This is a genomic window from Kitasatospora sp. NPDC088861, assembly GCF_044750105.1.
Taxonomy (GTDB): Bacteria; Actinomycetota; Actinomycetes; order Streptomycetales; family Streptomycetaceae; genus Kitasatospora.
Window position 1 is genome coordinate 127,556 of the sequence record NZ_JBIVJF010000001.1, and the last position, 26,351, is coordinate 153,906.

Annotated in this window: 26 protein-coding genes; 10 read left to right on the plus strand and 16 right to left on the minus strand. The window is 74.0% G+C overall.

Translation table 11 applies throughout. The annotated features are described in order from the left end of the window. Positions 1-183: 183 nt before the first annotated feature. Complete coding sequence (locus ACIP37_RS00620) at positions 184-666, minus strand: CarD family transcriptional regulator (protein ID WP_030244332.1); 483 nt, start codon at positions 664-666, stop codon at positions 184-186. Between the two features lie 428 nt (positions 667-1,094). On the opposite strand from ACIP37_RS00620, the gene ACIP37_RS00625 reads away from it, so the two are divergent. Continuing rightward, the gene (locus ACIP37_RS00625; RefSeq protein WP_363582351.1) at positions 1,095-1,763 is read left to right on the plus strand and encodes a DUF461 domain-containing protein; all 669 of its coding nucleotides are present in this window, start codon (positions 1,095-1,097) and stop codon (positions 1,761-1,763) included. Positions 1,764-1,872: 109 nt separating this feature from the next. On the opposite strand, the gene ACIP37_RS00630 is transcribed toward ACIP37_RS00625, so the two are convergent. Then, complete coding sequence (locus tag ACIP37_RS00630) at positions 1,873-2,568, minus strand: response regulator transcription factor (protein WP_030061050.1); 696 nt, start codon at positions 2,566-2,568, stop codon at positions 1,873-1,875. A 2-nt stretch (positions 2,569-2,570) separates the two neighbouring features. Further along, complete coding sequence (locus ACIP37_RS00635) at positions 2,571-3,992, minus strand: ATP-binding protein (RefSeq protein WP_363582353.1); 1,422 nt, start codon at positions 3,990-3,992, stop codon at positions 2,571-2,573. A gap of 307 nt (positions 3,993-4,299) precedes the next feature. Between ACIP37_RS00635 and phoU the strand changes: the two genes are divergently transcribed. Both phoU and ACIP37_RS00645 read left to right on the plus strand, forming a co-directional pair. Beyond that, positions 4,300-4,980, plus strand: coding sequence for a phosphate signaling complex protein PhoU (gene phoU / locus ACIP37_RS00640; RefSeq protein ID WP_350878362.1), 681 nt, complete (start codon positions 4,300-4,302; stop codon positions 4,978-4,980). Positions 4,981-5,272: 292 nt separating this feature from the next. Then, on the plus strand, positions 5,273-5,452 hold the full coding sequence (locus ACIP37_RS00645; protein ID WP_063348791.1) for a hypothetical protein: 180 nt from the start codon (positions 5,273-5,275) through the stop codon (positions 5,450-5,452). A 114-nt stretch (positions 5,453-5,566) separates the two neighbouring features. Here ACIP37_RS00645 and ACIP37_RS00650 read toward each other — a convergent pair whose 3' ends face one another. Beyond that, positions 5,567-6,157, minus strand: a complete 591-nt coding sequence (locus ACIP37_RS00650; RefSeq protein ID WP_063348790.1) for a lytic polysaccharide monooxygenase — start codon at positions 6,155-6,157, stop codon at positions 5,567-5,569. Between the two features lie 282 nt (positions 6,158-6,439). Beyond that, positions 6,440-7,198, minus strand: a complete 759-nt coding sequence (locus tag ACIP37_RS00655; RefSeq protein ID WP_363582356.1) for a phosphoglyceromutase — start codon at positions 7,196-7,198, stop codon at positions 6,440-6,442. A 149-nt stretch (positions 7,199-7,347) separates the two neighbouring features. Between ACIP37_RS00655 and ACIP37_RS00660 the strand changes: the two genes are divergently transcribed. Continuing rightward, positions 7,348-8,727, plus strand: coding sequence for an MDR family MFS transporter (locus ACIP37_RS00660; protein WP_400842974.1), 1,380 nt, complete (start codon positions 7,348-7,350; stop codon positions 8,725-8,727). A 22-nt stretch (positions 8,728-8,749) separates the two neighbouring features. Here the strand turns inward: ACIP37_RS00660 and ACIP37_RS00665 are convergent, their stop codons facing one another. Together ACIP37_RS00665 and mshA are read right to left on the minus strand one after the other, a co-directional pair. Next, positions 8,750-9,262 (minus strand): YbjN domain-containing protein, encoded by a 513-nt coding sequence (locus ACIP37_RS00665; protein ID WP_363582360.1) that lies wholly within the window; start codon positions 9,260-9,262, stop codon positions 8,750-8,752. A 109-nt stretch (positions 9,263-9,371) separates the two neighbouring features. Continuing rightward, positions 9,372-10,742 (minus strand): D-inositol-3-phosphate glycosyltransferase, encoded by a 1,371-nt coding sequence (gene mshA, locus ACIP37_RS00670; RefSeq protein WP_400809995.1) that lies wholly within the window; start codon positions 10,740-10,742, stop codon positions 9,372-9,374. A 230-nt stretch (positions 10,743-10,972) separates the two neighbouring features. On the opposite strand from mshA, the gene ACIP37_RS00675 reads away from it, so the two are divergent. After that, the gene (locus ACIP37_RS00675) at positions 10,973-11,803 is read left to right on the plus strand and encodes a class I SAM-dependent methyltransferase (protein WP_363631774.1); all 831 of its coding nucleotides are present in this window, start codon (positions 10,973-10,975) and stop codon (positions 11,801-11,803) included. 453 nt (positions 11,804-12,256) lie between these two features. Continuing rightward, positions 12,257-13,753 carry a SpoIIE family protein phosphatase gene (locus ACIP37_RS00680; protein ID WP_363582366.1) on the plus strand — a complete coding sequence of 499 codons (1,497 nt, stop codon included), beginning with the start codon at positions 12,257-12,259 and terminating at the stop codon, positions 13,751-13,753. Between the two features lie 83 nt (positions 13,754-13,836). On the opposite strand, the gene ACIP37_RS00685 is transcribed toward ACIP37_RS00680, so the two are convergent. The 7 genes from ACIP37_RS00685 to ACIP37_RS00715 form a co-directional block, all read right to left on the minus strand. Then, positions 13,837-14,187, minus strand: coding sequence for a DUF2516 family protein (locus ACIP37_RS00685; RefSeq protein WP_063348783.1), 351 nt, complete (start codon positions 14,185-14,187; stop codon positions 13,837-13,839). Positions 14,188-14,309: 122 nt separating this feature from the next. Next, positions 14,310-14,864: a hypothetical protein gene (locus ACIP37_RS00690; protein WP_363582368.1), complete on the minus strand. Its 555-nt coding sequence runs from the start codon at positions 14,862-14,864 to the stop codon at positions 14,310-14,312. A gap of 2 nt (positions 14,865-14,866) precedes the next feature. After that, on the minus strand, positions 14,867-15,331 hold the full coding sequence (locus ACIP37_RS00695) for a helix-turn-helix transcriptional regulator (RefSeq protein ID WP_363582370.1): 465 nt from the start codon (positions 15,329-15,331) through the stop codon (positions 14,867-14,869). A 69-nt stretch (positions 15,332-15,400) separates the two neighbouring features. Beyond that, on the minus strand, positions 15,401-16,516 hold the full coding sequence (locus tag ACIP37_RS00700; protein ID WP_400809942.1) for a MerR family transcriptional regulator: 1,116 nt from the start codon (positions 16,514-16,516) through the stop codon (positions 15,401-15,403). Positions 16,517-16,550: 34 nt separating this feature from the next. Next, entirely contained in the window at positions 16,551-17,444 is an 894-nt protein-coding gene (locus ACIP37_RS00705; RefSeq protein WP_400809940.1) for an RNA polymerase sigma-70 factor, read from the minus strand. A gap of 43 nt (positions 17,445-17,487) precedes the next feature. Further along, entirely contained in the window at positions 17,488-17,769 is a 282-nt protein-coding gene (locus ACIP37_RS00710; protein ID WP_400809938.1) for a hypothetical protein, read from the minus strand. Further along, positions 17,766-21,008: an SNF2-related protein gene (locus tag ACIP37_RS00715; RefSeq protein ID WP_400809936.1), complete on the minus strand. Its 3,243-nt coding sequence runs from the start codon at positions 21,006-21,008 to the stop codon at positions 17,766-17,768. Before ACIP37_RS00715 ends, ACIP37_RS00710 begins: the two co-directional genes overlap by 4 nt. A gap of 182 nt (positions 21,009-21,190) precedes the next feature. Here ACIP37_RS00715 and ACIP37_RS00720 point away from each other — a divergent pair, with 182 nt between their 5' ends. After that, positions 21,191-21,799, plus strand: coding sequence for a YceI family protein (locus tag ACIP37_RS00720; RefSeq protein WP_363582380.1), 609 nt, complete (start codon positions 21,191-21,193; stop codon positions 21,797-21,799). Positions 21,800-21,940: 141 nt separating this feature from the next. On the opposite strand, the gene ACIP37_RS00725 is transcribed toward ACIP37_RS00720, so the two are convergent. Continuing rightward, positions 21,941-22,903: a LysR family transcriptional regulator gene (locus tag ACIP37_RS00725; protein WP_363582382.1), complete on the minus strand. Its 963-nt coding sequence runs from the start codon at positions 22,901-22,903 to the stop codon at positions 21,941-21,943. Between the two features lie 79 nt (positions 22,904-22,982). Between ACIP37_RS00725 and ACIP37_RS00730 the strand changes: the two genes are divergently transcribed. Both ACIP37_RS00730 and ACIP37_RS00735 read left to right on the plus strand, forming a co-directional pair. Further along, entirely contained in the window at positions 22,983-24,296 is a 1,314-nt protein-coding gene (locus ACIP37_RS00730) for an MFS transporter (protein ID WP_400809934.1), read from the plus strand. A 10-nt stretch (positions 24,297-24,306) separates the two neighbouring features. Beyond that, positions 24,307-24,786, plus strand: a complete 480-nt coding sequence (locus ACIP37_RS00735; RefSeq protein ID WP_363631783.1) for a macro domain-containing protein — start codon at positions 24,307-24,309, stop codon at positions 24,784-24,786. On the opposite strand, the gene ACIP37_RS00740 is transcribed toward ACIP37_RS00735, so the two are convergent. Further along, positions 24,771-25,343, minus strand: a complete 573-nt coding sequence (locus tag ACIP37_RS00740; protein WP_400809931.1) for a GNAT family N-acetyltransferase — start codon at positions 25,341-25,343, stop codon at positions 24,771-24,773. The genes ACIP37_RS00735 and ACIP37_RS00740 overlap by 16 nt on opposite strands. A 194-nt stretch (positions 25,344-25,537) precedes the next feature. Here ACIP37_RS00740 and ACIP37_RS00745 point away from each other — a divergent pair, with 194 nt between their 5' ends. Beyond that, positions 25,538-26,314 carry a TetR family transcriptional regulator gene (locus ACIP37_RS00745; protein ID WP_363582390.1) on the plus strand — a complete coding sequence of 259 codons (777 nt, stop codon included), beginning with the start codon at positions 25,538-25,540 and terminating at the stop codon, positions 26,312-26,314. The last annotated feature ends 37 nt before the right edge of the window (positions 26,315-26,351 follow it).

A 26,351-nucleotide genomic window follows, 5' to 3' on the forward strand; every position in this document is an offset into this window, starting at 1 on the left:
CCCGCAGAATCGGTCTTGCAGGACGGAAAACGGTCTTGCCGGGCCTGGACCGGCTCGGGGCGGGGGCGTCGTCCGGACACGCCTCAGCGCCCGAAGTGCCACTGCACCACCCCGGGACGCTTGGTCCTGGGAGCGGCGCGCCGACACCGGGCGCTGTGAGCGGTGGGCGGCAGCCCGACTGTGCTACGAGGCCAGCACCTCGTCGAGCAGCGTCTCCGCCTTGTCCTCGTTGGTGTTCTCCGCCAGCGCGAGCTCGCTGACGAGGATCTGGCGCGCCTTCGCGAGCATCCGCTTCTCGCCGGCCGAGAGGCCGCGCTCGCGCTCACGACGCCAGAGGTCGCGCACAACCTCGGCGACCTTGATAACGTCGCCAGAGGCGAGCTTCTCCAGGTTCGCCTTGTAGCGACGGGACCAGTTGGTCGGCTCTTCGGTGTACGGTGCGCGCAGCACCTCGAAGACCCGGTCCAGACCCTCCTGGCCGACTACATCGCGCACGCCGACGAACTCCGCGTTCTCAGCGGGCACGCGGAGCGTCAGGTCTCCCTGCTGCACCTTGAGCACCAGGTAGGTCTTGTCCACACCTTTGATCTGGCGAATTTCGATGGCCTCGATCAGCGCGGCCCCGTGATGGGGGTAGACCACCGTGTCGCCAACCTTGAACGTCATGTGACAGGACCCCTTCCGTGGCTTTCCAGAATAACACGCTTTTCAGCGCACCCGAAGGGCGTTTTCGCAGGTCAGGGCCGGTCTCGGGGCTTGACAAGGACCCCCATGACGTGCTGCGACCGGTGTTCGAGGGAGGCTTCCCGCAGGTCGGAGGCGGTTCCAGCGTTCGGCGAAACCTTGCGCAACACCCGGGAAACCATGATTGGATCTTGGGTTTTCACCGTTTATCGGGCCGTATCCACATCGTTATTCGATCTTGGTCGAAGCTTGTCCCGAGGGTGACCCGGACACGCCACAAGTGCGGCCGGACGGCCGCCCCGCGAACCCCGGGAGTGCGACACGGGGACCACCCCGTGAGGAGCGCATAAGTGAGGTCGATAATCTGAGGCCTGACCTATCGACACGTTGACTTAGGAGAAGCCGCCGCCGTGAGCCGCAGCCTTCGACGCGGCAGCATCGCCGCCATCGCCGCCATCGCCATCGCCTCGCTGTCGTCCTGCGCCGCCGGCAACACGCCGGACACGCTGCAGGTCAAGCCCGACAACGCGGCGGCAACCCTCGGAACGAACCTTCGGCTGAACAACATCGTGGTCGTCACCGGGGACGAGTCCTCGGGCGAGCACAACGGTCCCGCCAACGTGACCGTCAACATCGCCAACACGGGCAGCACCCCGGCGGAGCTGCAGTCCGTCACCGTCGGCAACGGTGCCACCGCCGCGTTCTCCGACGCCGCGGGCGCCCCGCTGTCCACCATCGTCGTCCCGGCCGGCGGCGCCGTGGCGATCGGTGGCGAGGGCAACCCGTCCGCCAAGGTCGCCTCGGTCGGCGTCCAGGTCGGCGGCTTCGTCCCCACCTCGTTCACCTTCAAGGACGGCCAGAAGGTCGACGCCCAGGCCGGCGTGAGCCCGAACAAGGGCCTCTACAAGGGCTTCGGCCCGACGTCGGCCCCGGCCGCCGCGCCCACCAAGGGCGCCACCACCGCCGCGACCACCCCGGCCGCCGGCACCACCACCCCGGCCGCCCCGGCCACCACCGGTGCGGCCACGCCGTCCGGTGCCGCCACCCCGGGTGCCACCCAGTCCGCCGGCGCCCACTGACGCACCACCCGGTGTCCGGCAGGCCCTCCCGGGCCCGCCGGACACCAACGCGAAGGCCCCCTCCGGCAACTGCCGGCGGGGGCCTTCCGCGTCTGTCCGCGCCCGCGGTTTACGGCTCGAACTTGTAGCCCAGGCCGCGGACCGTGACCAGGTAGCGCGGGGCGCCCGGGTCCGGCTCGATCTTGGCCCGCAGGCGCTTCACGTGGACGTCCAGGGTCTTGGTGTCGCCGACGTAGTCCGCGCCCCACACCCGGTCGATCAGCTGCATGCGGGTGAGCACCCGGCCCGCGTTGCGCAGCAGCATCTCCAGCAGGTCGAACTCCTTCAGCGGGAGGTCGACCTTGGCGCCGTCCACGGTCACCACGTGCCGGTCGACGTCCATCCGGACCGGGCCCGCCTCCAGGGCGCCCGGGCCGCCGCCGTTCTCGCCGGCACCGCCGTCCTCGCCGCGGCGGCGCAGCACCGCCCGGATCCGGGCGACCAGCTCACGGGTGGAGTAGGGCTTGGTGACGTAGTCGTCCGCACCTATTTCCAGACCGACCACCTTGTCGATCTCGCTGTCCTTGGCGGTGACCATGATCACCGGCACGTTGGAGCGCACCCGCAGCTGACGGCAGACCTCGGTGCCCGGCAGGCCCGGCAGCATCAGGTCGAGCAGGACGAGGTCGGCGCCGTTGCGCTCGAACTGCTCCAGGGCGTCGGGGCCGGTGGCGGCGACGGCCACCTCGAAGCCCTCCTTGCGGAGCATGTACGACAGGGCGTCGCTGAACGACTCCTCGTCCTCGACCACCAGTACTCGGGTCACGATCAGGCCTCCGGGGCAAGCTGGGGGGTTGCGTCTGACAGGGGGTGTTCCCGCTCCCCCGTGGGGAGCGGACGGTCCGTGCGGCCTGTGGTGGCCGTCCGGTCCGTGGTGAGGGTTCTGGTGGGCGCGGCGGCGGCGCCACGGCCGCCGGTGGCACCGCGGGTGCCGAGGTCGCCGGTGTCGTCGAGGTCGTCGCCGTCCTCGGCCTCGGGCGCCTGCCCGGCGGGCAGGCGGATGGTGAAGGTCGAACCCTGGCCCTCGACGCTCCACACCGAGACCGTGCCGCCGTGCGAGGCGGCGACGTGCTTGACGATGGACAGGCCGAGGCCGGTTCCGCCGGTCGCCCGGGAGCGGGCCGGATCGACCCGGTAGAAGCGCTCGAAGACGCGCTCGCGGTCCTTCTCCGAGATGCCGATGCCCTGGTCGGTGACCGAGATCTCGATCAGCTCGCCGTCCGCCTCCCCGAGCGCCGCGGCGCTGGAGATCCGGCGGGTGGCGATCGCCACCCGGGTACGGGGAGGACTGTAGTTGACGGCGTTCTCGACCAGGTTGCCGAGCGCCGCGGCGAGCTGGCCGCGGTTGCCGTGCAGGTAGAGCCCGGCGATGCCGCCGGCCGTGATCAGGATCTGCTTGGCGGCGGCCTGCTGGCGGCAGCGGTCGATCGCCTCGGCGATCAGCTCGTCCACCGCGACGGGCTCCGGGTCCACCATCAGCCGGTCGTCCTGCACCCGGGAGAGGTCGATGATCTCCTGGACCAGGCTGGCCAGCCTGGTTGCCTCGATCTGCATCCGGCCGGCGAAGCGCTGCACCGCCTCCGGGTCGTCGGACGCGTCGGCGACCGCCTCGGAGAGCAGCGACAGGGCACCCACCGGGGTCTTCAGCTCGTGGCTGACGTTGGCCACGAAGTCCCGGCGGACCGCCTCCACCCGGCGGCGCTCGGTCTGGTCCTCGACCAGCACCAGCACCAGCCGGGAGCCCAGCGGGGCGACCCGGACGGAGACCGCGAGCGGCTCGCCCGCACGGGCCACGCCAGGGCGGGGCACCTCCAACTCGACCTGGCGGATCTCGCCGTCCCGGCGGGTGGCGCGCGCCAGCGAGAGCATCTGGTCCACGGCGACCGCGCCGCCGCGCACCAGTCCCATCGCGTACGCCGCGGAGCTGGCCTTGACCACCTCGTCGCCCTCGCCCAGCACGATCGCGCAGGAGCGGAGGACGGAGAGGACGGTGTCCACCCCCGGCGGCAGCGGGGGCTCCGGGGTGCCGGCGCCCAGGCCCTGGTGCCGACCGTGGTGTCTGCTGCTGGTGCCGCCGTACCTGCCCCTGGCCTGCTCGCGCTCGCTCCAACGGAAGGCGATGGAGGCCGTGAGGCCGACGCCGAGCCCGGCTATGGCGCAGGCAGCGGCGGCGGCCACGTTCACGTCCATGTGGCCAGCGTAAGCGCACGGCCAGGCCACTCCCCAAGGGCCCGATCAAGGCATCGGCCACGCGTTGCCGAGAATTCACCTTCACGTGGCCGCTGATTCACCACACCGGCCGTGCATCGTCGCCCGGACGGCCCAGAGTTGGCCATGCAGCCCGTGTGGGAGTGGGCGGCGGGCCGAACCACCGGCCGTCGCCTCAGGTGTGCGCGTACGATTCGCGCCACCAGCAGCGGTCACCCGGACGACAAGACGATCGTCGGACGGGCCGGCCGGTCGGCACCGCCACCGACACAGCTACTGAGGAGAGAGCATGCGCGACGCGTACCACGAGGAACTCGATGCGATCGGCGACAGCCTGGTCGAGATGGCCCGACTGGTCGGCTCGGCCCTGGGCCGGGCCACCACCGCACTCCTGGACGCGGACCTGGCGCTGGCGGAGAGCGTGATCGCCGCCGACGAGAAGATCAACGACCTCCACCACGAGCTGGAGAACCGCGCGATCGACCTGCTCGCCCGCCAGCAGCCGGTCGCCACCGACCTGCGCATCGTCGTCACCTCGCTGCGGATGAGCTCCGACCTGGAGCGCTGCGGCGACCTCGCCCGGCACGTCGCCAAGGTCGCGCGGATGCGCTACCCCGACTCCGCCGTGCCCGGCGACCTGCACTCCACCGTCCTGGAGATGGGCCAGCTCGCCCAGCGCCTGGTGGCCAAGACCGGCCTGGTGATCGCCACCAAGGACGTCGACAAGGCACTGGAGCTGGAGCAGGACGACGACGCCATCGACTCCCTGCACCGCGAGCTGCTGTCGCACCTGATCGACGACCGCTGGCACCACGGCATCGAGACCGCCGTCGACATCACCCTGGTCGGCCGCTACTACGAGCGCTTCGCGGACCACGCGGTGTCGGTCGCCAAGCGCGTGGTGTACCTGGTGACGGGCGAGCACGTGGCCGAGTTCGTGGCCGCCTCGGAGGCCGCGGCGGCGGAGTGACCTCGTGCGGGTGCGGTGCGGCCGCCTCGGGGCTCGGCGTCTCGGGGCTCGGCATATCGGGATCGGGATCGGGCTCGGGATCGGGCTCGGGCTCGGGCTCGGGCTCGGGCTCGGGGCTTCAAGGGGCGGCCGCTCCCCTCGCGGGGTGAGTAAACCTGCGACAGGGGTGGTGGGGGCGCACGACGCCCCGTACATCCCACCACTGCGCGCCTGTTGACGCTCCCTCCGATCGGCGGCTTCACTCGACGTTGGGGGCACAGGACTGTGCCCGTCACTAGGAGGGAACAGCTCGATGAAGGCCAACCCCACCCGACCGGCACGCGCCCACGAAACCGTCGAGCCGCCCACCCCGAAGCTCCTGCCCGTCCTCGCGGCCGGCTGCGGCTGCGGCCCCGGCTGCGGCTGCGGCTGCCAGTCCGGCGCGCCCTGCCAGTGCGGCGGCGCGGACGGCGGCTGCTGCGGCGGCCACTGAGCGGTCCGCCGCCGAGGAGTTCCCGAGGTGCACGGCCTTCCGTCGGCCGTGCACCTCGTTGCGCGTCCTGGTGCCGCGGGTCCGCGGCACGGCGTCACCGTGCCGCCCCGGGCGTCAGAACTGGACGTCGGTGCAGGAGTAGAAGGCGTTCCCGGTGTCGGCGATCGTCCAGACCGCGACCACGACCTGGTGGCCGGTGCGCCCGCTCGGGACGGTCGCGGTGTGGCTGAGCGTGCTGGGCACCTGCTTCCCGCCGTACGGGGCGATCAGGAAGGGCGTCAGGTCCAGGCTGTCCCGGGTGACCGGCTGGCTCGCGTCGTAGCCCGGCTTGGTCAGGTAGTAGCGGAAGTCGGTGGTCGCGTGCCGGGCGGTGAACGTCCAGGTGAAGGTGAGCTGCTGCCCCGCCGTCACCGCGGTGGTCGGCCAGGCACCGCCGTGCGGGTCGTCCAGCTCGGCGAAGCGGGAGTTGCCGCCGGCGCAGATGGTGCCGTCGGCGGGCCCGGCGTTCGGGAAGCCCTTGGGGCCCTCGACGCTCTGCGGCTCCCACTGGATGTCGCCGCAGTCCCACGACACCCCGCCCGCTCCGCAGAGCGCGGCCCTGCTGGGCGGCGTCGAGATGTACCCGTGGGACTGCGCCGGGACGGCGAGGGTGAGCGGCACCGCGAGGGCGGCGACCACCGCCCCGACGATGTGACGTGTGCGCATGATGCTCCTCCGTGGGGGTGGATGGAGAGTGCGCCGGGACGCAGACGCGCGCGCGTGGGGGTGCGGCGGCCGGGACGGGGAGATCCTTGGCATGCCTGCGGCAGTCCGGCGCCCTCACCGTAGGAGCGGACTCCGCCACCCGTCAATGGTCTGAACCACTATTGGGACGAGTCCGGATCCGGCCGCCGAATCCGGACTCAACTCGACTTCCGCACAGGCCGGTTGAACGACGAAGGCCCCGCCCCCGGCGAACCGGGAGGCGGGGCCGTTTCGCCAGGCGGGTTACTTCTTGCCCTGGTTCTTGACCGCCTCGATGGCCGCGGCGGCGGCGTCGGCGTCGAGGTAGCGGCCGCCCTTGGTGACGGGCTTGAAGTCGGCGTCGAGCTCGTACACGAGCGGGATGCCGGTCGGGATGTTCAGGCCCGCGATGGCCTCGTCGGAGATGCCGTCGAGGTGCTTGACCAGCGCGCGCAGGCTGTTGCCGTGGGCGGTGACCAGGACGGTCTTGCCGGCGGCGAGGTCCGGGACGATGGCGTCGTACCAGTACGGGAGCATCCGGTCGACGACGTCCTTCAGGCACTCGGTGCGCGGACGCAGCTCGCTCGGGATGTCCGCGTAGCGGGCGTCACCGGCCTGCGAGTACTCGGCGTCATCGGCCAGCACCGGCGGCGGGGTGTCGTACGAGCGGCGCCACAGCTGGAACTGCTCCTCGCCGAACTCGGCCAGGGTCTGGGCCTTGTCCTTGCCCTGGAGCGCACCGTAGTGTCGCTCGTTCAGGCGCCAGCTGCGGCTGACCGGGATCCAGTGGCGGTCGGCCCTGTCCAGGGCGATCTGCGAGGTGCGGATCGCACGGCGGAGCAGCGAGGTGTGCAGCACGTCCGGGAACAGGCCCTCGGCGGCCAGGAGCTCGCCACCGCGCGCGGCCTCCTTCTCGCCCTTCTCGTTGAGGTCGACGTCGACCCAACCGGTGAACAGGTTCTTCTGGTTCCACTGGCTCTCGCCGTGGCGGAGCAGGATGAGTCGGTACGTCGTGTCAGCCATGGCCCCCAGCTTAATGGAGGCAGGAAAAGCGCTGGTCCGGACCTACGGCAGATGTGTAATGTGTGCACCGCCTATCTGACACTTACATACGTCGGCTGACCGGACCTGCCCGTGCCGCTCGGCGGACGCCTGCCCCGGGAGCCCCCCACATGCCCGTCGCCCTGTTCACCAACCCCCGGATCCGAAAGCTGATACAGGAGACGGTGGGCGGGCTGCCACGGGAGTTCTGGTGGCTCTGGGTGAGCACGCTGGTGAACAAGCTGGGCGCTTTCGTGCTCACCTTCCTCGCGCTCTACCTGACCACCAACCGGGGGTACTCGGCCTCCTACGCGGGCCTGGTGGCCTCCCTCTACGGCCTCGGCTCGGCGGTCGCCGCGATCGGCGCCGGCGTGCTGACCGACCGGATCGGCCGGCGCCCGACCCTGGTCGCCGCCCAGCTCGGCACCGCACTGTTCACCGCCGTACTCGGCTTCACGGACGGCCAGGTGGCGATCGCCACGGTGGCCTTCCTGGTCGGCCTCTGCAACAACGCCACCCGGCCCGCGACCTCGGCGATCATCGCCGACCTCGTCCCGGCCGAGGACCGGGTCCGCGCGTACTCGCTGAACTACTGGGCGATCAACATCGGCTTCGGCCTCTCCGCCGCCGTGGCCGGCCTGATCGCCACCCACGGCTACCTCACGCTCTTCCTGCTCGACGCGCTCTCCACGCTGGTGTGCGCGGTGGTGATCTTCATCCGGATCCCCGAGACCAAGCCGCAGGACTCGCCGCAGCACGGGAAGGGGACGGACGAGCCGACGGTCGGCCTCGGCGCGGTGTTCCGGGACGGGCGGTTCATGGCCGTCGTCGGGCTCAACCTGCTGCTCGCCCTGATCCTCCAGCAGGGCAGCACCACCCTGGCCGTCGACATGGGTGCCGCGGGCATCAGCTCCACCGAGTACGGGCTGGTCATCGGCCTGAACGGACTGCTGATCGTGGTGCTCCAGATCCCGCTCACCCGGTGGATGGAGGCCCGCTCCCGGACCGCCATGCTGATAGCCAGCTGCCTGATCACGGGCTGGGGCTTCGGGCTGGCGGCGCTGGCCGGGTCGTCCGCGTGGCTGTTCGCCCTCTCGGTGGCGGTCTGGACGGTCGGCGAGGTCCTGAACGCGCCGACCATCATGGGACTGGTCGCCGAACTGGCGCCGACCCACGCGCGCGGCCGCTACCAGGGCGTCTACTCGCTCTCCTGGTCGCTCGCCTCGTTCCTCGGCCCGGCGATCGGCGGTCTGCTGCTGCAGCACGCCGGCTCCGCAGTGCTCTGGATCGTGTGCGGGGTCTGCGGCACGGTCGCGGCGGCCGGGCACGTGGTGCTCGGGCGGCGCACGGACGCGACGGCGGGCCGCGCCGGGGCGGTGCCGGATGTCGCGGTGACGGAGGTCGCGGTGACCGAGGTGACGGAGGTGCCGGAGGTGCCGGAGGTGCCGGAGGTGCCGGTGACCGAGGTGACGGAGCCCGCCGCGGAGAAGAAGGCTCCGGCGGGCATCTGAGGGCGTCGGCCCCGCTACCGGGTCAGTCGGCCGCCGGGGCGGCCAGGTGGGCGAAGGCGGCCAGGTTGCGGGTGGACTCCCCGCGCTTGGTCCGCCACTCCCACTCGCGCCGGATCGCCGAGGCGAAGCCCAGCTCCAGCAGGGTGTTGAACGGCTCGTCGGCGTTCTCCAGCACCGTCCCGAGCAGCCGGTCCACGGCGTCCGGGGTGAGCGCCTCCAGGGGCAGGCGGCCGGCCAGGTAGACATCGCCGAGCGGGTCGATCGCGTACGCGACGCCGTACAGCCGGGTGTTGCGCTCCAGCAGCCAGCGGTAGACGGCCTCGTGGTTCTCGTCCGGTCGGCGGATCACGAAGGCGTTCACCGACAGGGTGTGGTCGCCGACCCGCAGCGCGCAGGCGGTGCTCAGCTTGCGGGTGCCCGGGAGCGTCACCACCAGCGTGTACGGGTCGGTGGCGGCGGGCTCCCAGGCCGCTCCGGCGTCGTCCAGGGCGGTGCGCAGGAGGGTCAGGGCCTCGTCCTTGGTGCGGATTGCCATGGGGGTGACGTTACTCGGCGGTACCGGGGGCGCGCACCAGCGGTGCGTGCCCCCGGCCGCCGCAGTCGGGCCGCAGTCGGGCCGCAGTCGGCTCGTGGTCCGGCCGCGGTCAGGCCAGCCGCCGCCGGGCGGCGGCCAAGCGGCCGGCCGGGCGGGCCAGGCTTCCGGCGTACACCTCGGCGGTGCCGGCCGCGGCGGTGTCCCAGCCGAAGCCGGCCGCGTGCCGGGCCGCCGCCGCGCCGCGCCGGGCGACCAGGCCCCGGTCGGTGACGTACGGCTCCAGCGCGTGCGCCCAGGCCGCCGGGTCGTGGCCGTGCACCAGCGTGCCCGTCTCGCCGTCCCGCACCGCGACCGGCAGGCCGCCGACCGAGGCCGCCACCACCGGGGTGCCGCAGGCCTGCGCCTCCAGAGCGACCAGCCCGAAGGACTCGCTGTACGAGGGCATCACCAGCGCCGTCGCCGCGTGGTACCACTGCGCGAGCTCGGCCTGGCCGACCGGCGGGTGGAACCGCACCACGTCGCCGATGCCCAGCTGGGCGGCGAGCTTGTGCAGGCTCTCCGGCCGGGCCAGTCCGGTGCCGGACGGACCGCCGACCACCGGCACCAGCAGGTGCTCGCGCAGCCCCGGGCGGCGCGCCAGCAGCTCGGCGACCGCCCGCAGCAGCACGTCCGGGGCCTTCAGCGGCTGGATCCGGCCCGCGAAGAGCAGCACCGCGGCGTCCTGCGGCAGGCCCAGCCGGGCCCGGGCGGCGGCCCGCGCCGACGCCCCGCCGGGGCGGAAGACGTCCAGGTTGACGCCGGGGTGGACGACGGCCAGCTGGTCCGGCCGGGCAGCGTAGTGCAGCGCCAGCTCGGCGGCCTCCTCGGTGGTGTTGGCGATCAGCCGGTCGGCCGCCTCGACCACCTGGGTCTCGCCGATCACCCGGGCCGCGGGCTCGGGCGTGTCACCCTCGGCCAGCGCGGCGTTCTTCACCTTCGCCATGGTGTGCATGGTGTGCACCAGCGGCACCCCCCAGCGCTGCGCGGCCAGCCAGCCGACCTGCCCGGAGAGCCAGTAGTGCGAGTGCACCAGGTCGTAGTGGCCGGGGCGGTGGCCCGCCTCCGTCCGCAGCACCCCGTGGGTGAAGGCGCACAGCTGGGCGGGCAGGTCCTCCTTCAGCAGGCCCTCGTACGGGCCGGCGGTGACGTGCCGGACCAGCACGCCGGGGGCCAGCTCGACGGTGGGGGCGTCGTCCGAGCAGATCGCCCGGGTGAACACCTCGACCTCGATGTTGAGCGCGGCCAGGCGCTTGGCCAGCTCGACGATGTAGACGTTCATCCCGCCGGCGTCCCCCGTGCCGGGCTGGTGCAGCGGCGAGGTGTGGACACTCAGCATCGCTATCCGGCGCGGGCGGCGGCGGCCCGGGACGAGCGACTGGAGCCGGCCCCGCGCGGGCGCGGCGGGCTGGGCACGGCGTACCGAACGGACGGGGTGCTGGATCACCTGGCTGAAGCCTCCTCTGTGCGGCCCGTCTCGGCGGCCCGCGCACGGGCCGCCCGCTGTCCGGTGTGCGCTGCCCCGTCCCGGGCACACATCACCACCAGACAGCCAACCACCCGGCCCGCGTCCGGCATTCCCGGTCCGGCGGACGAGATGCCGGACGAGATGTCGGACGGGGTGACGTCCCAGGTCACAGCGGTGCCGACGCGGACCCGACTACCCTTCCAGGCATGGCTGCCTCCTTCGACTCCGCGACCGCACCCACCCGTGGGCGGACCGGACGGCCGGTGGGGACGGTCACCCGGGGCACCACCAACACCAATCGGCTGCGGCGGATGGACCGCTGGATCGCCCACACCCTCGGCCGCACGCTGCGCGCCGGTGGCCGCCCGCCGGTGGCGGTCGACCTCGGCTACGGCGCCGCGCCGTGGACGGCCGTCGAACTGGCCGGGCGGCTGCGCACGGTGCGCCCGGACGTCCGGGTGGTCGGGATCGAGATCGAGCCGGAGCGGGTCACGGCCGCGCTGCCGTACGCCGAACCGCCACTGCTCACCTTCCGGCGCGGCGGCTTCGAGGTTCCGCTGGACGGCGGCGCGCCGGCCCAGCTGATCCGGGCCGCCAACGTGCTGCGGCAGTACGACGAGTCGGCGGTGGCCGGGGTCTGGGAGCGGCTCTGCGCCCGGCTGGCCCCGGACGGGCTGCTGGTGGAGGGCACCTGCGACGAGATCGGACGGCGGCACGTCTGGGTCGCGCTCGGCCCGGAGGGGCCCCGGACGGTGACCTTCGCGGCCCGGCTGAGCGGCCTCGGCCAGCCCTCCGACCTGGCCGAACGGCTGCCGAAGGCGCTGATCCACCACAACGTGCCGGGCCGACCGGTGCACGCCTTCCTGGCCGACTTCGACCGGGCCTGGGCGGCGGCCGCGCCGTACGGGGCGTTCGGGGCGCGGCAGCGCTGGGTGGCGGCCTGCACGGCACTGGCGGGCGACTGGCCGCTGGTGGACGCGCGCGGGCGGTGGCGGCAGGGCGAGGTCACGGTGCCCTGGAGCGCGCTCGCACCGTAGTGGGTCGCGCGGCCGGAGCCGCCGGCCAGGCACGGACCGGGGCCGGTGCGGGTGAGCGACTCGCCGCATTCACTCGAACGAGTTATCGAATACCACTGGCGTGTTGACGCCCCATCACGTCACGATGGACGCCGCCGGACGACCCGCCCGTGCGCCGTCGCCGCCCGGTGCCACGGCGTCCACCTGCGGCCCCCGACGTCACCCTCGACCAGGGTGATCCGCGTCACCCTCGCCCGTCCCCCTTCCTTCCCCGCCGACGGGGATCCCAGCCGTCGTCCGAGTCAGATCACCGCACCGCCACCGGCGTGGCAAAAACCACAACGGCGCCGGTCGGCCAGAGAAATCCCCGGAGATCACGTTATGGTCGCGAGAAGTTCCCCGGCGCACGGTGCCAGGCGGGCACTGCGGACGGGCGCTGACCGTTACGCACTCGGGGAAAGGGAGGAACCACCGATGCCCGCAACGGGAGACGGGCGGGCACCTGGTGCCACGAGCCTGTCGGGCGCCCAGGCCGGCGCCCCCGTTGACCATGCCCGCAACCGCCCGGCCCTGACCGGCCCGACGCCGGCCGGCCCGGTGACGGCCGCTCCCCCGATACCGCACCCCCGGCACCAGACCGGACACACCTCGGCCCCCGCCGACGCCCCCGCCGCGGTGGCCGCCAGCAGCACCGCTCCGCTCAAACTGCTGGTGATCGAGGACGACGCCTCCGACGCCCAGCTGATCAAGGCGGCGGTCGCCGACAGCGGCACCTCGATCGAGATCCACTGGGCCCGCGGGCTGGAACAGGCCACCGAACTGCTCGCCGTGTCCCCGTCCGGCACCCGGCGCGGGCGCTCCCGCGGCAGCGAGTTCAGCTGCGTGCTGCTCGACCTCGCCGCCCCCGCCGACCTGCCGCACCCGTCCGACGACTCCGACGGCCTCGAAGGCCTGCACGAACTGCTCCGCCGCGCCCCGCACACCGCGGTCGTGGTGCTCACCGACGCGGCCGGCGCCGAACTGGGCGCGGCCGCCGTCGCCGCGGGCGCCCAGGACTTCCTGATCAAGCACGCGACGGACGGCCCGCTGCTGGGCCGCGCCCTGCGCTACGCCGTCGAGCGCAAGCGCGCCGACGAGTCGCAGCGCCGCCTCGTCGAGGCCGAACTGCGCGGCCAGGAGAACGCCCGGCTCCAACGCCACCTGCTGCCCACCCCGCTGCTCGACGGCGCGGGCCTCTCCTTCACCCGGCGCTACCGCCCGGGCCGCCGCCGCGCCCTGCTCGGCGGCGACTTCTACGACGCCGTCCGCACCGACGACGGCACCGTCCACGTCGTGATCGGCGACGTCTGCGGCCACGGCCCGGACGAGGCCGCGCTCGGCGTCGCCCTCCGGATAGCGTGGCGCACCCTCGTCTTCGCGGGCCTCACCGGCGAGGCCCTGCTGACCACCCTCCAGCACGTGCTGGAACACGAGCGGCGCAGCGACGAGATCTTCGCGACGCTCTGCATGCTCGTCATCGAGCCGGGCGGCGCCAGCGGCGGCCTCGACTCGCTCGGCGCCGGCGAGCCTGCCCGGCTCTACCTCGCCGGGCACCCGGCGCCGCTGCTGCTCGGCCGCGACCACCAGCCGGTCACCCTGCCCGCCGACCTCGCCGGTCCGGCGCTCGGCCTGCTGCCGTGCCACGACGGGCAGGCCGCGTGGCCCGCCCACCAGCTCGAACTCCAGCCCGGCTGGCGGTTGTTGCTCTACACCGACGGGCTGATCGAGGGCCGGGTCGGGGCCGGCTCCCGCCGCCTCGGCCAGGACGGCCTGGCCGACCTCATCGGCGACCACCAGTCCGCCGGGCTCACCCGGGGCCGGCTCGTCGACAGCGCCATCGCCGAGGTCGAGGAGTTGAACGGCGGCGCGCTGACGGACGACGTCGCGGTGCTGCTGCTGGAACGCAACCCGGTGCAGCTGATCCTCGGCTGAGCCGGCTGGATACGGCGAGGCCCGGGCGGGTGAACTCCCCGCCCGGGCCTCGCCGTTGCCTGGTCGTCGCCCGATCGCGCGGCCTACCAGGGGCCGTACGGACCGGTGTTGCTGCGGCCGCCACGGCCGCCACCACCGGTCAGCTCCCGGATCGCCGGACGCACGTCCACCATGTAGACGATCGACGCGACCAGCCCGGCGAGCGTCCCGATGCCGGTGAAGAAGTTCACCCCGAACAGCAGGTCCCAGCCGAAGGCGATCGCCAGGATCGCCAGCCAGAACGGCTTGGTCTTCTTGTCCGCCGCCCGGTAGGCGTCCTCACGGCGGGTGACCGCGTCGCCCAGGGCGAACAGCTTGAAGCCCAGGATGGCGACGGACAGCCACCAGATCGGGTTCAGATAGGCCAAGTCCAGAATCTGGGCCACTCCGCCCATCACGCTCTCCTCTGTCTCTCGCCTCCGGCGCTCCGGCCACCGCCCATCCTGGCACGGTCGACCGTCCGCTCTCCTGTCAACGTCCTGCGGTCACCGGATGTGCCCGTCCGGCGGCCCTACCCTCACTCCGCGCGGTCGGTGGCCTTCCGGGCGCGGGCGGCCTTCTTCGGGGCGGGCCGGGCGTCGGCGGCCGGGGTGTCAGTGTCGGTGTCGTCCTCGACCAGCTCGGCCTCGACCGGCTCGGACGCCCGGGCGAGCTCCGATTCCCCGGCCGGCTGCCCCGGCTCGGCGGGCGCGCCCGGGCGGGCCCGATCCACCACGACCTTGCCGCGCTCGGCCAGCTCGTCGTACGTCTCCTTGGCTTTCACCGCCAGCTCGACCGCGCGGCCGACCTGCTGGAGGGCGAAGCCCTGCGCCCGCTCCTGGAGGGTCCGCAGGTCGACGGGGAGCGTCGTGACGGTCTCGGTGACCTTGGCCTGCGCCTCGGCCAGCTTCGTCTGCGCCTCCTGGAACCGGGCGGTGGCCTTCTCCTGCGCGCCCTTGCGGTCCGCGGTGAGCGCCTCCACCCGGCCCGGCACCTCGCGCAGCTTCTCGTACGCGAGATCCCCGGCGCCGGCGATGGCGTACAGCGGGGTCGGGTCGCTCAGGGTCTTCTTGATCTCGTCGGTGATCGGCATGCTTACCGGTCCTCCCGGTGGATGTTCTGGGTGGCTGAGCCGTCGGTCGTCGGGCCGGAGGCTGGTGGAACGCCGGTGCCGGTGCCGGCCGCGGGCGACCGCTCGGCCACCGCGCCCCGCTGGACGGCGTTCTCCTTCAGGAAGGCGTCGTAGACCGCGAGCAACGCCTGCTTCTGCTGCTCGTTGACCAGCGGATCGGCCAGGATCGAGGCCCGCAGCTCCAGGCCCTCACCACGCCGCTCCTCCAGGATCCCGGCCTGGACGTACAGCGTCTCCGCCGAGATCCGCAGCGCCTTCGCGATCTGCTGCAGGATCTCCGCGCTCGGCTTGCGCAACCCGCGCTCGATCTGGCTGAGGTACGGGTTCGACACGCCTGCGGCCTCCGCCAGCTGGCGCAGTGAGTACTGCGCGTTCCGGCGCTGCTCGCGGATGTACTCGCCCAGCGAGCCGACGTTCAGTGAGGCCATGCCAGCAGACTGCAACATCCTGCTTGCAGATGCAAGCAGGATGTTAACAACAGCAAACGGCGGGCGGGCTCAGCCGAGGTCGGGGACGCGGACCGGCATCAGGAGCGAGAAGGTGCCCTCCCGGCCCGGCGTGCGGATCGCCAAGGGGGCGATCGGGCCGCCGAGTTCGAGCACCAGTTGCTCGGGCCGGCCGACCCGCAGGGCGTCCAGCAGGAAGTCGCGGTTGACCGCCACCCTCAGGTCTCCGGACGCGGATTCGGGGCCGGGCTCGGCACCGGCCACCGCCAGGCGGCCGTCCGCCGTGAGGGTGAGGACGGTGACCGCGCAGTCCGCGCCGTTCGGGCCGGAGGGCAGGGTGCGGGTGGCGCCGGTCTCGACGGCGCCGCGCAGTTCGGCGGCGGACAGGTCGATCCGGTGCTCCGGTTCGAGCCGGGTCAGCACCCGGTGGTCGGGGTAGTCGAAGTCCAGGGCGGCGCCCTCGATCCGGTGGCCGCCGGTCTCGGCCCGGACCAGGCCGCCGCCGAGGGTCACCGCGACCTCGGCCGCGCCCGCGCCCGCGCCGAGCAGCGCGCGCAGGGCGTCGACCAGGGCGGTGGGGACGATCGTGCCGCCGTCCGGCCGGGCGGGCGCCGTGGTGGCGGGCACCTCGGCGAGCGCCATCCGGTAGCGGTCGGTGGCGACCAGGCGCAGCACCGGGCCGTCCGGTTCGAACAGCACCCCGGCGAGCGCCGGGGTTCCGGGGTCGCCGCCGACGGCGAAGCGGACCGCGTCCAGTGCGGCGGCCAGTTCCTCGGCGGGGACGGTGAAGTGGGCTTCGGCGGGGGTGGTGCTCATCGGTTGCTCCCTCTGGTCGATCATCACGCGGATCAGGGAGAGCTCGCGGCGGGCGTCGGCGAGGCCGTCCTCCAGCCGGCGCAGGTGCGCGTCGAGCACCCGCGCGGCCGCGCCTGAGCCGGGCGCCGCGCCGAGCACGGCGCGGATGCCGGCCAGCGGCAGGCCGACCCGGCGCAGCCGGGCCAGCAGGCGGGCGTCGGCGAGTTGCCCGGGCCGGTACCAGCGGTAGCCCGTCTGCGGGTCGACCCAGGCGGGGGTGAGCACCTCGGCGCCGTCGTAGTAGCGCAGGGTGCCGACGCCCAGGCCGCTGGCGCGGGCCAGCTCGCCGATGCTGTGCAGCTCGCTCTCCATGCCGGTGACTCTGCGGGCTCGACCAGGTCGAGGGTCAAGCCCGGCCGGCGAGGTGGGCGAGCTTCGACGGGTTGCGGACGATGCGCAGCTCGGCGATCCGGGGCCGACCGTCGGGCCCCTCGACGAAGTCGAACACCGAGACGGCGTCGATCGCGCCGTCCTGGGTGACCAGCAGCCCGGGCTGGCCGTTGACCAGGACCGGCCGGAGCTCGACGCCCTCGCCCAGCTGGCCGAGCACCCCGAGCAGGAAGCGGGCGACGTTGCCGGCGCCGGTGACCGGGCGCAGCGCGGCGCGGACCACGCCGCCGCCGTCGGTCCAGGAGGTGACGTCGGGGGCGAGCAGGTCCAGCATCCGGTTGAGGTCGCCGCCGACGCAGGCCGCGAGGAACTCGTCGGTGGCGCGGCGGCGCAGCTCCGGCGGGGCGTCGTAGCGCGGCCGACGGGCCCGGACGTGCGCCTTGGCCCGGCTGCCGACCTGCCGGCAGGCGGCCTCGGTGCGCTCCAGCGCCTCGGCGATCTCCCGGTAGGAGAAGCCGAAGGCCTCGTTGAGGACGAAGACGGCCCGCTCCAGCGGGGACAGGCTCTCCAGCACCACCAGCAGGGCGAACGAGACCATCTCGACGCGCTCGACGTCGGCGGTCGCATCCGGCTCGGCGACCAGCGGCTCGGGCAGCCAGGGGCCGACGTAGGCCTCGCGGCGGACGGCGGCCGAGTCGAGCCGGTTGAGCGCGAGGTTGGTGACCGTCCGGGCCAGGTAGCCGCCCGGGTTGGCGACCGGGCCGCTGACCCCGCTCCAGCGCAGCCAGGTGTCCTGGACCAGGTCCTCGGCGTCGGCGACGCTGCCGAGCATCCGGTAGGCGATACCGAAGATCATCCGGCGGTGCCGCTCGAAGTCGTCGAGGGCGGGGTCGGTGAGAGTGTCGGTCACCGCTCCGACGCTACCGCACGGGCCGTGGCGAGCCGAGGCCTCGTCAGCCGCGGAACGCCTCGTACGCGGGGGCGAGCAGGGTGGCGAGGTCGCGGCCGCGCACGGTGACGCCGGAGCGGCCGAGACGGCGCAGCGAGGGCTCGTCGGGCTCCTCCTCGGGCCCGGGCGGGGCCGGGCGCAGGGTGAAGCCGCCGCCCCAGTAGGCGGCGACGTTCACGGCGGGGGCGTTCACGGCGGGGGTGTTCCCGGGTTGGGCGTCCCCGGGTTGGGCGTTACCGGCGGGGGCGTTACCCGGCGGGACGGGGGCGGGGCGGTCGGGTGTCATGCGTCCTCCTCGGCGACGGCGTCCTCACGGGTGAGCGCGACCAGTTCACGCAGCGCCTCGACCGGCAGGTCGGTGAGCCAGCGCTCCCCCTCCCCCACCACCGCTGCGGCCAACGAGCGCTTGGCGGCGAGGAGTTCGTCGATCCGCTCCTCGACGGTGCCGACGCAGACCAGTCGGCGGACCTGGACGTCCCGGCGCTGGCCGATCCGGAACGCGCGGTCCGTGGCCTGCTCCTCGACCGCCGGGTTCCACCAGCGGTCCAGGTGGATCACCTGGTTGGCGGCGGTCAGGTTGAGGCCGGTGCCTCCGGCCCGCAGCGAGAGCAGGAACACCCTTGGCCCGTCCGGGGACTGGAAGCGCTCGACCATCTCCTCGCGGCGGGCCCGGGGGACGCCGCCGTGCAGGTAGAGCACTTCCTCCCCGAGCCGGCGGGCCAGGTACGGGCGGAGCATCGTGCCGAACTCGGCGTACTGGGTGAAGACCAGCGTCCGGTCGCCCTCGGCCAGCGCCTCCTCCAGCAGCTCCGCCAGCCGGGCCACCTTGCCCGAGCGATCGCCCAACGCCGAGCCGTCGTGCAGCAGTTGGGCCGGGTGGTTGCACACCTGCTTGAGCTTGCCGATCGCGGCCAGCACGGTGCCGCGCCGCTCCACGCCCCGGATCCCCTCGACCCGCTGCAGCAGGTCGGCCACCACGGCCTGGTAGAGGCCCGCCTGCTCGGCGGTGAGGCTGCACCAGACGGTCATCTCCTGCTTGGCCGGCAGCTCGGCGGCCACCGCCGGGTCGGACTTGAGCCGGCGCAGCACGAACGGGGCGGTACGGCGCTGGAGTTCGGCGGTGCGCTCGGGGCTGCGGTGCAGTTCGACCGGGATCGCGTAGCGCTCCTTGAAGCGCTCGGCCGGGCCGAGCAGCCCGGGATTGGCGAAGTCCAGGACGGCGTGCAGTTCGGCGAGCCGGTTCTCCACCGGGGTGCCGGTCAGGGCGATCCGGTGGCGGGTGACGGGCAGCGCGCGGACGGCCCGGGACTGTGCGGTGCCGGCGTTCTTGACGTACTGCGCCTCGTCGGCGACCACCCGGCGCCAGCGGATCGCCCGCAGCGCGGCGAGGTCGCGCTGGACCAGCCCGTAGGTGGTGATGACGAGGTCCGCACCCCGTACGGCTTCGGCGAGTCGGTCGGCGCCGAGGCGGCCGGAGCCGTGGTGGACGTGGCGCCGCAGCGCGGGGGCGAAGCGCTCGGCCTCGCGCTGCCAGTTGCCGACCAGGGACATCGGGCAGACCAGCAGGGTGGGGCCGACCGCCCCCTCGGCCTGCTCGGTGGCCAGCAGGGCGAGGGTCTGGACAGTCTTGCCGAGGCCCATGTCGTCGGCCAGCACGGCCCCGAGGCCGAGCCCGGCCATCGCCCGCAGCCAGGCCAGGCCGCGCTCCTGGTAGGGGCGCAGGGTGGCCCGGAAGTCGGGCGGCAGCACGGAGGCGGGGGCCGGGGCGGCGCGCCCGGCCAGCAGGTCGCCGAGCGGGCCGTCCGCGCGGACGGCGGTGACGGGCAGCCCGGCGACGGTCGCCTCCGGATCGAGGGCCAGCCGCAGCAGGTCGGCGGTGGCCAGCACGCCGTCGCGCCGGTCGGCGAGGAAGGCGAGCGCGGCGGCGATCTGCTCCGGGTCGGCCTCCAGCCAGGTGCCGCGGACCCGGACCAACCCCTGCTTGGCGGCGGCGAGTTCGGCCAGTTCCTGCTCGGTCAGCGGCGCCCCCTCCGGGCCGAGCGCGGCCTGCCAGCGGAAGGCGACCACGGCGTCCCGGTCCACCTGGGAGGCGACGGCGAGCGAGCCCGGCGCGGGCGGGGTGGTGGCCCGCAGGGCGAGCCCGAGCCTGGGCCGGCGGCGCCACCAGGCGGGCAGCAGCACGCCGAAGCCGCCCTCGGCGAGGGCGGGCGCGGCGGTGCGCAGGAAGTCCAGCGCGCCGGCCCGGTCGAGCGGCAGGGCGGCCGGGCGGGAGCGGTGCCGCAGGCCGTCCAGGGCCGGCCAGCGGTGGGCCGCGCGGGCGAGCTCGGTGACCAGGACGTCGGCCGGGTCCGGCGCCTTGCGGGCCAGCGCGGCGTGGGCGGCGCCGCCTTCGTGCAGGTCGGCGGCGCGGACCAGCAGGGAGGGCTCGTCGACGGCCTGGAGCAGGAACTCCAGTTGCCAGGCGTCGTCGGAGGGCCGGCCCTCGGGGTCGTCCGGGTCGGGACCGAGCGGCTCCAGCAGGCGGAAGCAGAGCCGGAGCGCGGGCGCGGTGGGCTCGGCGGCGGCGTACCAGGCGGCGAGCCGGCGGCGCAGTTCGGCGAAGCCCTCGGACTGGACGTTCGCGAGGCCGCCGTCCGGGGTGGTCAGGGCGTGCAGCCAGCGTTCGGCGGCGGCCCCCACCGCGGCGGTCCCCATCGCAGCGGCCGTCGGGGCGTCGGCTCCCAGCGCGGCGGCCGTCGGGGCGGGCGCCGGAGCGCCACCGGTTCGGGCGTCGCCGGTCCGGGCACCGCCCGGGCCCAACGGGGGCGTGCCGGCCAGGGCGGCCCGGGCCTCGGCGTCCACCAGCGCGCCCAGCGCGGCGTCCAGCAGGGCCTCGCCGGTGCCGGCGGCGCCGGCCGGCCACTCCCCCAGCAGGACGGGCGGGCAGCCGTCCGCCAGTGCGGCGGCCTCCCGGCGGCCCGCCGGGGTGGGGTCGGGCCGCCAACGGGCCTGCGGACGGCCGTCCGCCAGGACGGGCAGCGGCAGCACCCGGCCCCGGCCGACCGTTCGCCAGGCGAGGTCGTGCACGCCGGTCAGCCAGCGCAGCGAGGGGCCCTGGACGACCTCTACGCGCCCGGTACCGGGCAGATCGGTGCTGGTGACGGCCCAGTGCGGGTCGAAGACCTCGCCGAGCAGTTGGGCGGCCGCCCCGGTGTCGAAGAGCAGCGCGGGGACGCGCCAGGGCGCCAGGACCGCCGCGCCCCGGACCGGGGTGACCGGCAGGTCCGGCGAGGGCGCGGGCAGGGCGCCGGTGGTGGGCAGCAGCAGGGTGGCCCAGCGCTCGGGGGCCTGGCCGGCGAGCCAGCCGAGGCCGGGCCCGATGCCGCCGAGGACGGCGGCGAGTTCGCCGGCCGGGCAGGCGTAGGGGTGGGCGCGCGGGGCCGCCCGGCCGGGGCGGGGCTCGGCGGCGCCCGGATGGGCGCGGGCGTCCTCGGCCCACAGGGCCAGCCGTCCGCCCGCCCGCCAGAGCGCGTGCAGGACGAACATGCGGGAGGCCTTCCGGTCGGCGGAACCGTCCTTCGCAGCCTAACCGGGCGGTCCGACAGTGCCGCTCCGCCAAGTCTTTCGCGAAACGCCGAGGGCTGTGGTTGAAATTTGAACGAAAGCGGCCTACGCTGAAACCAACAAGTTGAAGCCTAAACAAATGGCTTCGGACCCGAGGAGGAGCCATGGGCCTGTTCAACCGCACCAAGACCGCCACCCCCACCGCCGTCGCCGAGACCCCGACCGGCCCGGACCTCGCCCACCTGACCGGCGACTGGACCATCGACACCACGCACAGCGAGGTCGCCTTCTCGGTGCGCCACGCCATGGTGACGAACGTCAAGGGCCGCTTCACCGAGTACGACGGCAAGCTGCACCTGGACGGCAGCACCCCGGGCAACTCCTCCGCCGACCTGGTGATCAAGGTCGCCAGCATCGACACCAACCAGGCCCAGCGCGACGAGCACCTGCGCACCGGCGACTTCTTCGCCGCCGACACCTACCCGGAGATCCGCTTCCGCAGCACCTCGGCCGAACGGCTGCGCGGCGACACGTACCGGATGAGCGGCGAGCTGACCATCAAGGACACCACCCGCCCGGTGGTCCTGGACCTGGAGTACACCGGCAGCGCCACCGACGCCTACGGCGCCGAGCGGGTCGGCTTCGAGGGCAGCGCCGTCCTCGACCGCACCGAGTTCGGCCTGACCTACAACGCGGCCCTGGAGACCGGCGGCGTGCTGATCAGCGAGAAGGTCAAGCTCAGCTTCGACATCTCCGCCGTCAAGGCGGCCTGACCCGGCCGTCCACGGCTGCCACCCGGGCCACCGGACCCGCCGCGCGGCCCGGTCCGCCCACCCGCCGCCCCTGCCGACCCCCGACGGCAGGGGCGGTGTCGCGTCCCACGGTTTCCGGCGGCTGGTCCCGGCGGCCCGGTCTCACCCGAGCAGCGCCGCGTCCGCCACCGGTAGCCAGCTGCCCGCCGGCCGGCGCAGCCAGCCCTCGGCCGCACCGAGCCCGGCGGCCGCGGCGCCCAGTGCGGCCAGCCCCGGGTGGCGCTCGCCGGGCCGGTGCACCAGGCTGACCAGGCTCAGCGGCACCGGCTCCACCAGCGGCACGTTCACCACCCCCGGAATCCTCGGCCCGCCGACGGTGGTCAGCATCGGATCGCCGTGCCGGGCCAGGTAGCGGGCCGTCTCGTCCACGCCCACCGGCGGCACGTACGGCGCGGCCGGCGTCAGGCCGTGCTCGCGCAGCAGGCGGACGCCGAGATCGGCCCACTCGGTGGTGGCCGGGTTGCCGGCGCAGACGTCGACGGGATGCCCGGTCAGCTCGGCGACCCGCAGCACCGGACGGCCGGCCAGCGGGTGGGTGTCCGCCATCATCACCGAGATCCGCTCCAACCGGACCGGCCGCTGGGCGAGTTGGTCGCGCAGCGGGGCGGGCAGTCCGGCGAACCGGCCGAAGGACACGTCCAGCCGGTGGGCCAGCAGTTCGGCGGCGGCCGCGGCGAGGCCGCCGTGGAAGCGGGCCAGCAGTTCGCCCTCCGGCCAGGCGGCGCGGGCGCGTTCGAGCACCCGGTCGGCGGTGAGGTCCGGGCCGGTGACGTCGCTGTTGAGGTCCAGCAGCAGCGGCCGGGCCGCGGCGCCCGCCAGGATCTCGTCGTGCAGGGCGAGGAGCCGACGCGCCCGGGGCAACAACCGCTGCCCGGCCGGGGTGAGTTCGACGCTGCGGGTGGTGCGGGTGAACAGCGCGTCGCCGAGCAGCCCTTCCAAGGTCCGGATGTCCCGGCTGAGCGCCTGCTGGGCGACGTGCAGCCGCCCGGCGGCCCGGCCGAAGTGCAGGCTCTCGGCGGTCGCGACGAAGCCGCGGAGCAGTCGGGGGTGCAGGTCACGGGGCATGGGCGGCAGATTAACAACAACCTGCTGTGAATGCGACGGAACAGGTGTTGGACCGCCGCCGGGCACCGACGGGAGGCTGATGGGCACCCCCCTCACCCTCCCCAGGAGCCCGATGCCCTCGCGCGCCCTCCTCACCTCCTACCGGCGGCTGTTCGCGGCCCCCGGCGCAGCCGCCTTCACCCTCGCCGGGCTGCTCGGCCGGCTCGCGTTGTCGATGAACGGCGTCTCGCTGGTCGTGCTGCTCGCCGAACGGCGCGGCTCCTACGCGCTGGCCGGCACCGTCTCGGCGGCCGGGCTGATCACCGGCGCGATCGGGATGCCGCTGCTCGGTCGGCTGGTGGACCGGTACGGGCAGGCGCGGGTGACCGTACCGGCCGCGCTCTACAACGCCGCCCCGCTCGCCGCCCTGCTGCTCTGCCTCCGGCTCGGCGCACCCGACTGGACGCTCTACGCCTGCTGGGCGGCCGGCGCGGCCGCGCCCAACCTCGGCGGCATGGCCCGGGCCCGCTGGGCACACCTGTACCGGGCCGACCCGGCCGCCCGGCACCTGGCCAACTCCCTCGAACAGGCCCTGGACGAACTCTGCTTCACGGCCGGGCCCGTCCTCGCCATGACGCTCTGCACGGCGGTCGCCCCGGAGGCCGGACTGCTCGCCGCCGGGGCGCTCGGCACCACCGGCGCCCTCCTGTTCGCGGCCCAGCGGCGCACCGAACCACCGTTGCCCGCCCGCTCGGAGGGCGACCGCCACGGCTCGCCGCTGCGGGTGCCCGGGCTGCGGGTGCTGCTGCTCGCCTTCCTCGCCACCGGCGTCGTCTTCGGCTCGACCGAGATCACCACCGTCGCGTACGCCGACGCGCTCGGGCACAAGGCGGCGGCGGGCGCGCTGCTGGCCCTGGTCGCGGGCGGATCCTGCCTGGCCGGGCTGCTGTTCGGACTGCTGACGCCGCGTCGGGCGACCGGGGTGCGCTTCCTGTCCGGGGCCGCGGCGATGGCCGGGGTGCTGCTGCTGCCGCTCGCCGCCGGACTGGGCGGGGCCGGGCTCGGCCTGCTCGGGATCGCGCTGTTCGCGGCCGGCACGGCCACCGCGCCGACCATGGTGACCGGCATGACGCTGGTCCAGGAGCTGCTGCCGGGGCGGCAGTTCAACGAGGGGATGGCGGTCGCGGTGTCCGGCATCGTGGTCGGCATCTCGGGCGGCGCGGCGCTCGCCGGCGCGGTCGCCGAGCACGCCGCCCCCGGCACCGGCTACGCGCTGCCGGCCTGCGCCGCCGCGCTCGCCCTGCTGATCGCCCTGGCCGGGCGGCGGCACCTGCGCGCCGGCGGGGTCGGGGCGGCACCCGCCGCCGGGGCCCCTGCGGAAAATGCCGAGCGGACTGTCAGAGCCTCGGTCTAGCGTTCGAGGCATGGCGGAAATCACCTATGTCCGGGGCGATGCCACCGCGCCGCAGGGCAAGGGCGTGAAGGTGATCGCGCACGTCTGCAACGACCTCGGCGGCTGGGGCAAGGGCTTCGTGCTCGCGCTGTCCGGACGCTGGCCCGAGCCCGAGGCCGCGTTCCGGCGCTGGCACCGGGAGCGGGCGGGGAACGACTTCGGGCTCGGCGCCCTGCAGTTGGTGCAGGTCGAGCCGTACGTCTGGGTGGCCAACCTGGTCGGCCAGCGCGGCATCCGGACGGGGCGCTCCACCGGGGTGCCGGTCCGGTACGAGGCGATCGACACCGCGCTGGCCGCGCTGGGCGACCACGCGCGGGAACTCGGCGCCTCCGTCCACATGCCGCGGATCGGCTGCGGGCTGGCCGGCGGGCGCTGGGAGCGGGTCGAACCGCTGGTGTCCGCGCGGCTGGTGGAGCGAGGGGTGCCGGTGACGGTCTACGACGTCGGCTGAGCCGGCGCCGCCTGCGCTGACACCGCCTGCGCCGCGAGGCTCTCGGCGGACCAGCTGTACACGCACTCGGGCAGCACGTACCCGCCCGGGAACACACCCTCCTGCACCCGCGTCCGCACGCCGCCCTCGCGCTCGTAGAAGGCGATCGCGCGGACGTTGTCGCGCAGCACCTCCAGGTACAGCTCGGCCCCGGGGTGCCGTTCGGCGACGTGGGCGCGGGCCGCGGCGAACAGCGCGCGGCCGACGCCGCCGCCGGTCCGCCCGGGGCGGACGTGCAGGTTGTCGACCAGTACCCGGCCGTCCGGCTGCGGGACGAGGTAGATGAACCCGACCGCCTCCCCGGCCTGTTCGGCGATCAGCAGTTCGGGCTCGGCGGCCGGATCGCCGTAGTCGACGGTCAACCGCAGCTCCCACAGCTCGCGCCGCTGGACGGGCAGCCCGTCGCCGAGCGCGTCCGCGGGGACGATCCCGCGGTAGGCGGTGCTCCAGCTGTGGGCGTGCAGGTCGGCGACGGCCGCGGCGTCCTGCGCTCCGCCGCGCCGGATGGTGGTCTGCACGGGACTGATCATGTGACGAGCCTCCCACAGATTGGAGTTGAACATGTTCAAGCGAAACCTCTACAGTGCTCACATCATTTTGAACGCGTTCGAAATGGCGGGGGTGGTGGATGTGGCACCGAGCACGGAGGGGACGCCCGGTGCCGCGTCCACCGACACGGGTCGGAGCTTCGTCTCCGGTTAGGCTCGTGCCCGTGGACGACCTGGCAGCGACGAACCGAACGGACGGCACGAGCGGTGCGGCCGACAGCGGGCCCATGCCCGGCGGCCGGGCGCAGCCGAAGACCGACAAGAGCGAGCAGACCCGGGCACTGATCCTGGAGACCGCGATGCGGCTCTTCCAGGAGCGCGGCTACGAGAAGACCACCATGCGCGCGATCGCCACCGAGGCGGGCGTCTCGGTCGGCAATGCTTACTACTATTTCTCGGCGAAGGAATTCCTGATTCAAGGGTTCTATGACCGAATGACGTACGACCATGCGGCGGATGCCAGGAACCGCATGGCCCATACGCGGAACTTTGCCGAGCGCCTGGAAATCGCGCTGACCTCCTGGCTCGACACGGCCGCGCCGTACCACGAGTTCGCCGCGCAGTTCTTCCGCACGGCCGCCGACCCCACCAGCTCGCTGAGCCCGTTCTCCAACGAGTCCCACCCGGCGCGAGCGACCGCCGTGGAACTGTTCCGCGACGTGTTGCAGGGATCGGAGCTGGCCCCCAAGCTGGACGCCGAGCTGGGCGAGCTGCTGCCCGACGTGCTCTGGCTGCACCTGATGGTCGTGGTGCTCTACTGGGTCTTCGACCGGACCGAGGACACCGAGCGGACGCGGGAATTCGTCCGCCGGTCCACTCCCATGGCGGCCCGGGTGATCAACCTCTCGCGTTATCGGGTGTTCCGCCCGATCGTCCGCGATGCCAAGGGCCTCATTCAGGACTTCATCCTGCCCACCATCGGGAAAACCGCCGTCAAGTAACCCGCCCGAGGGCAGCTCGGACGCGTCGAGGGCCGGA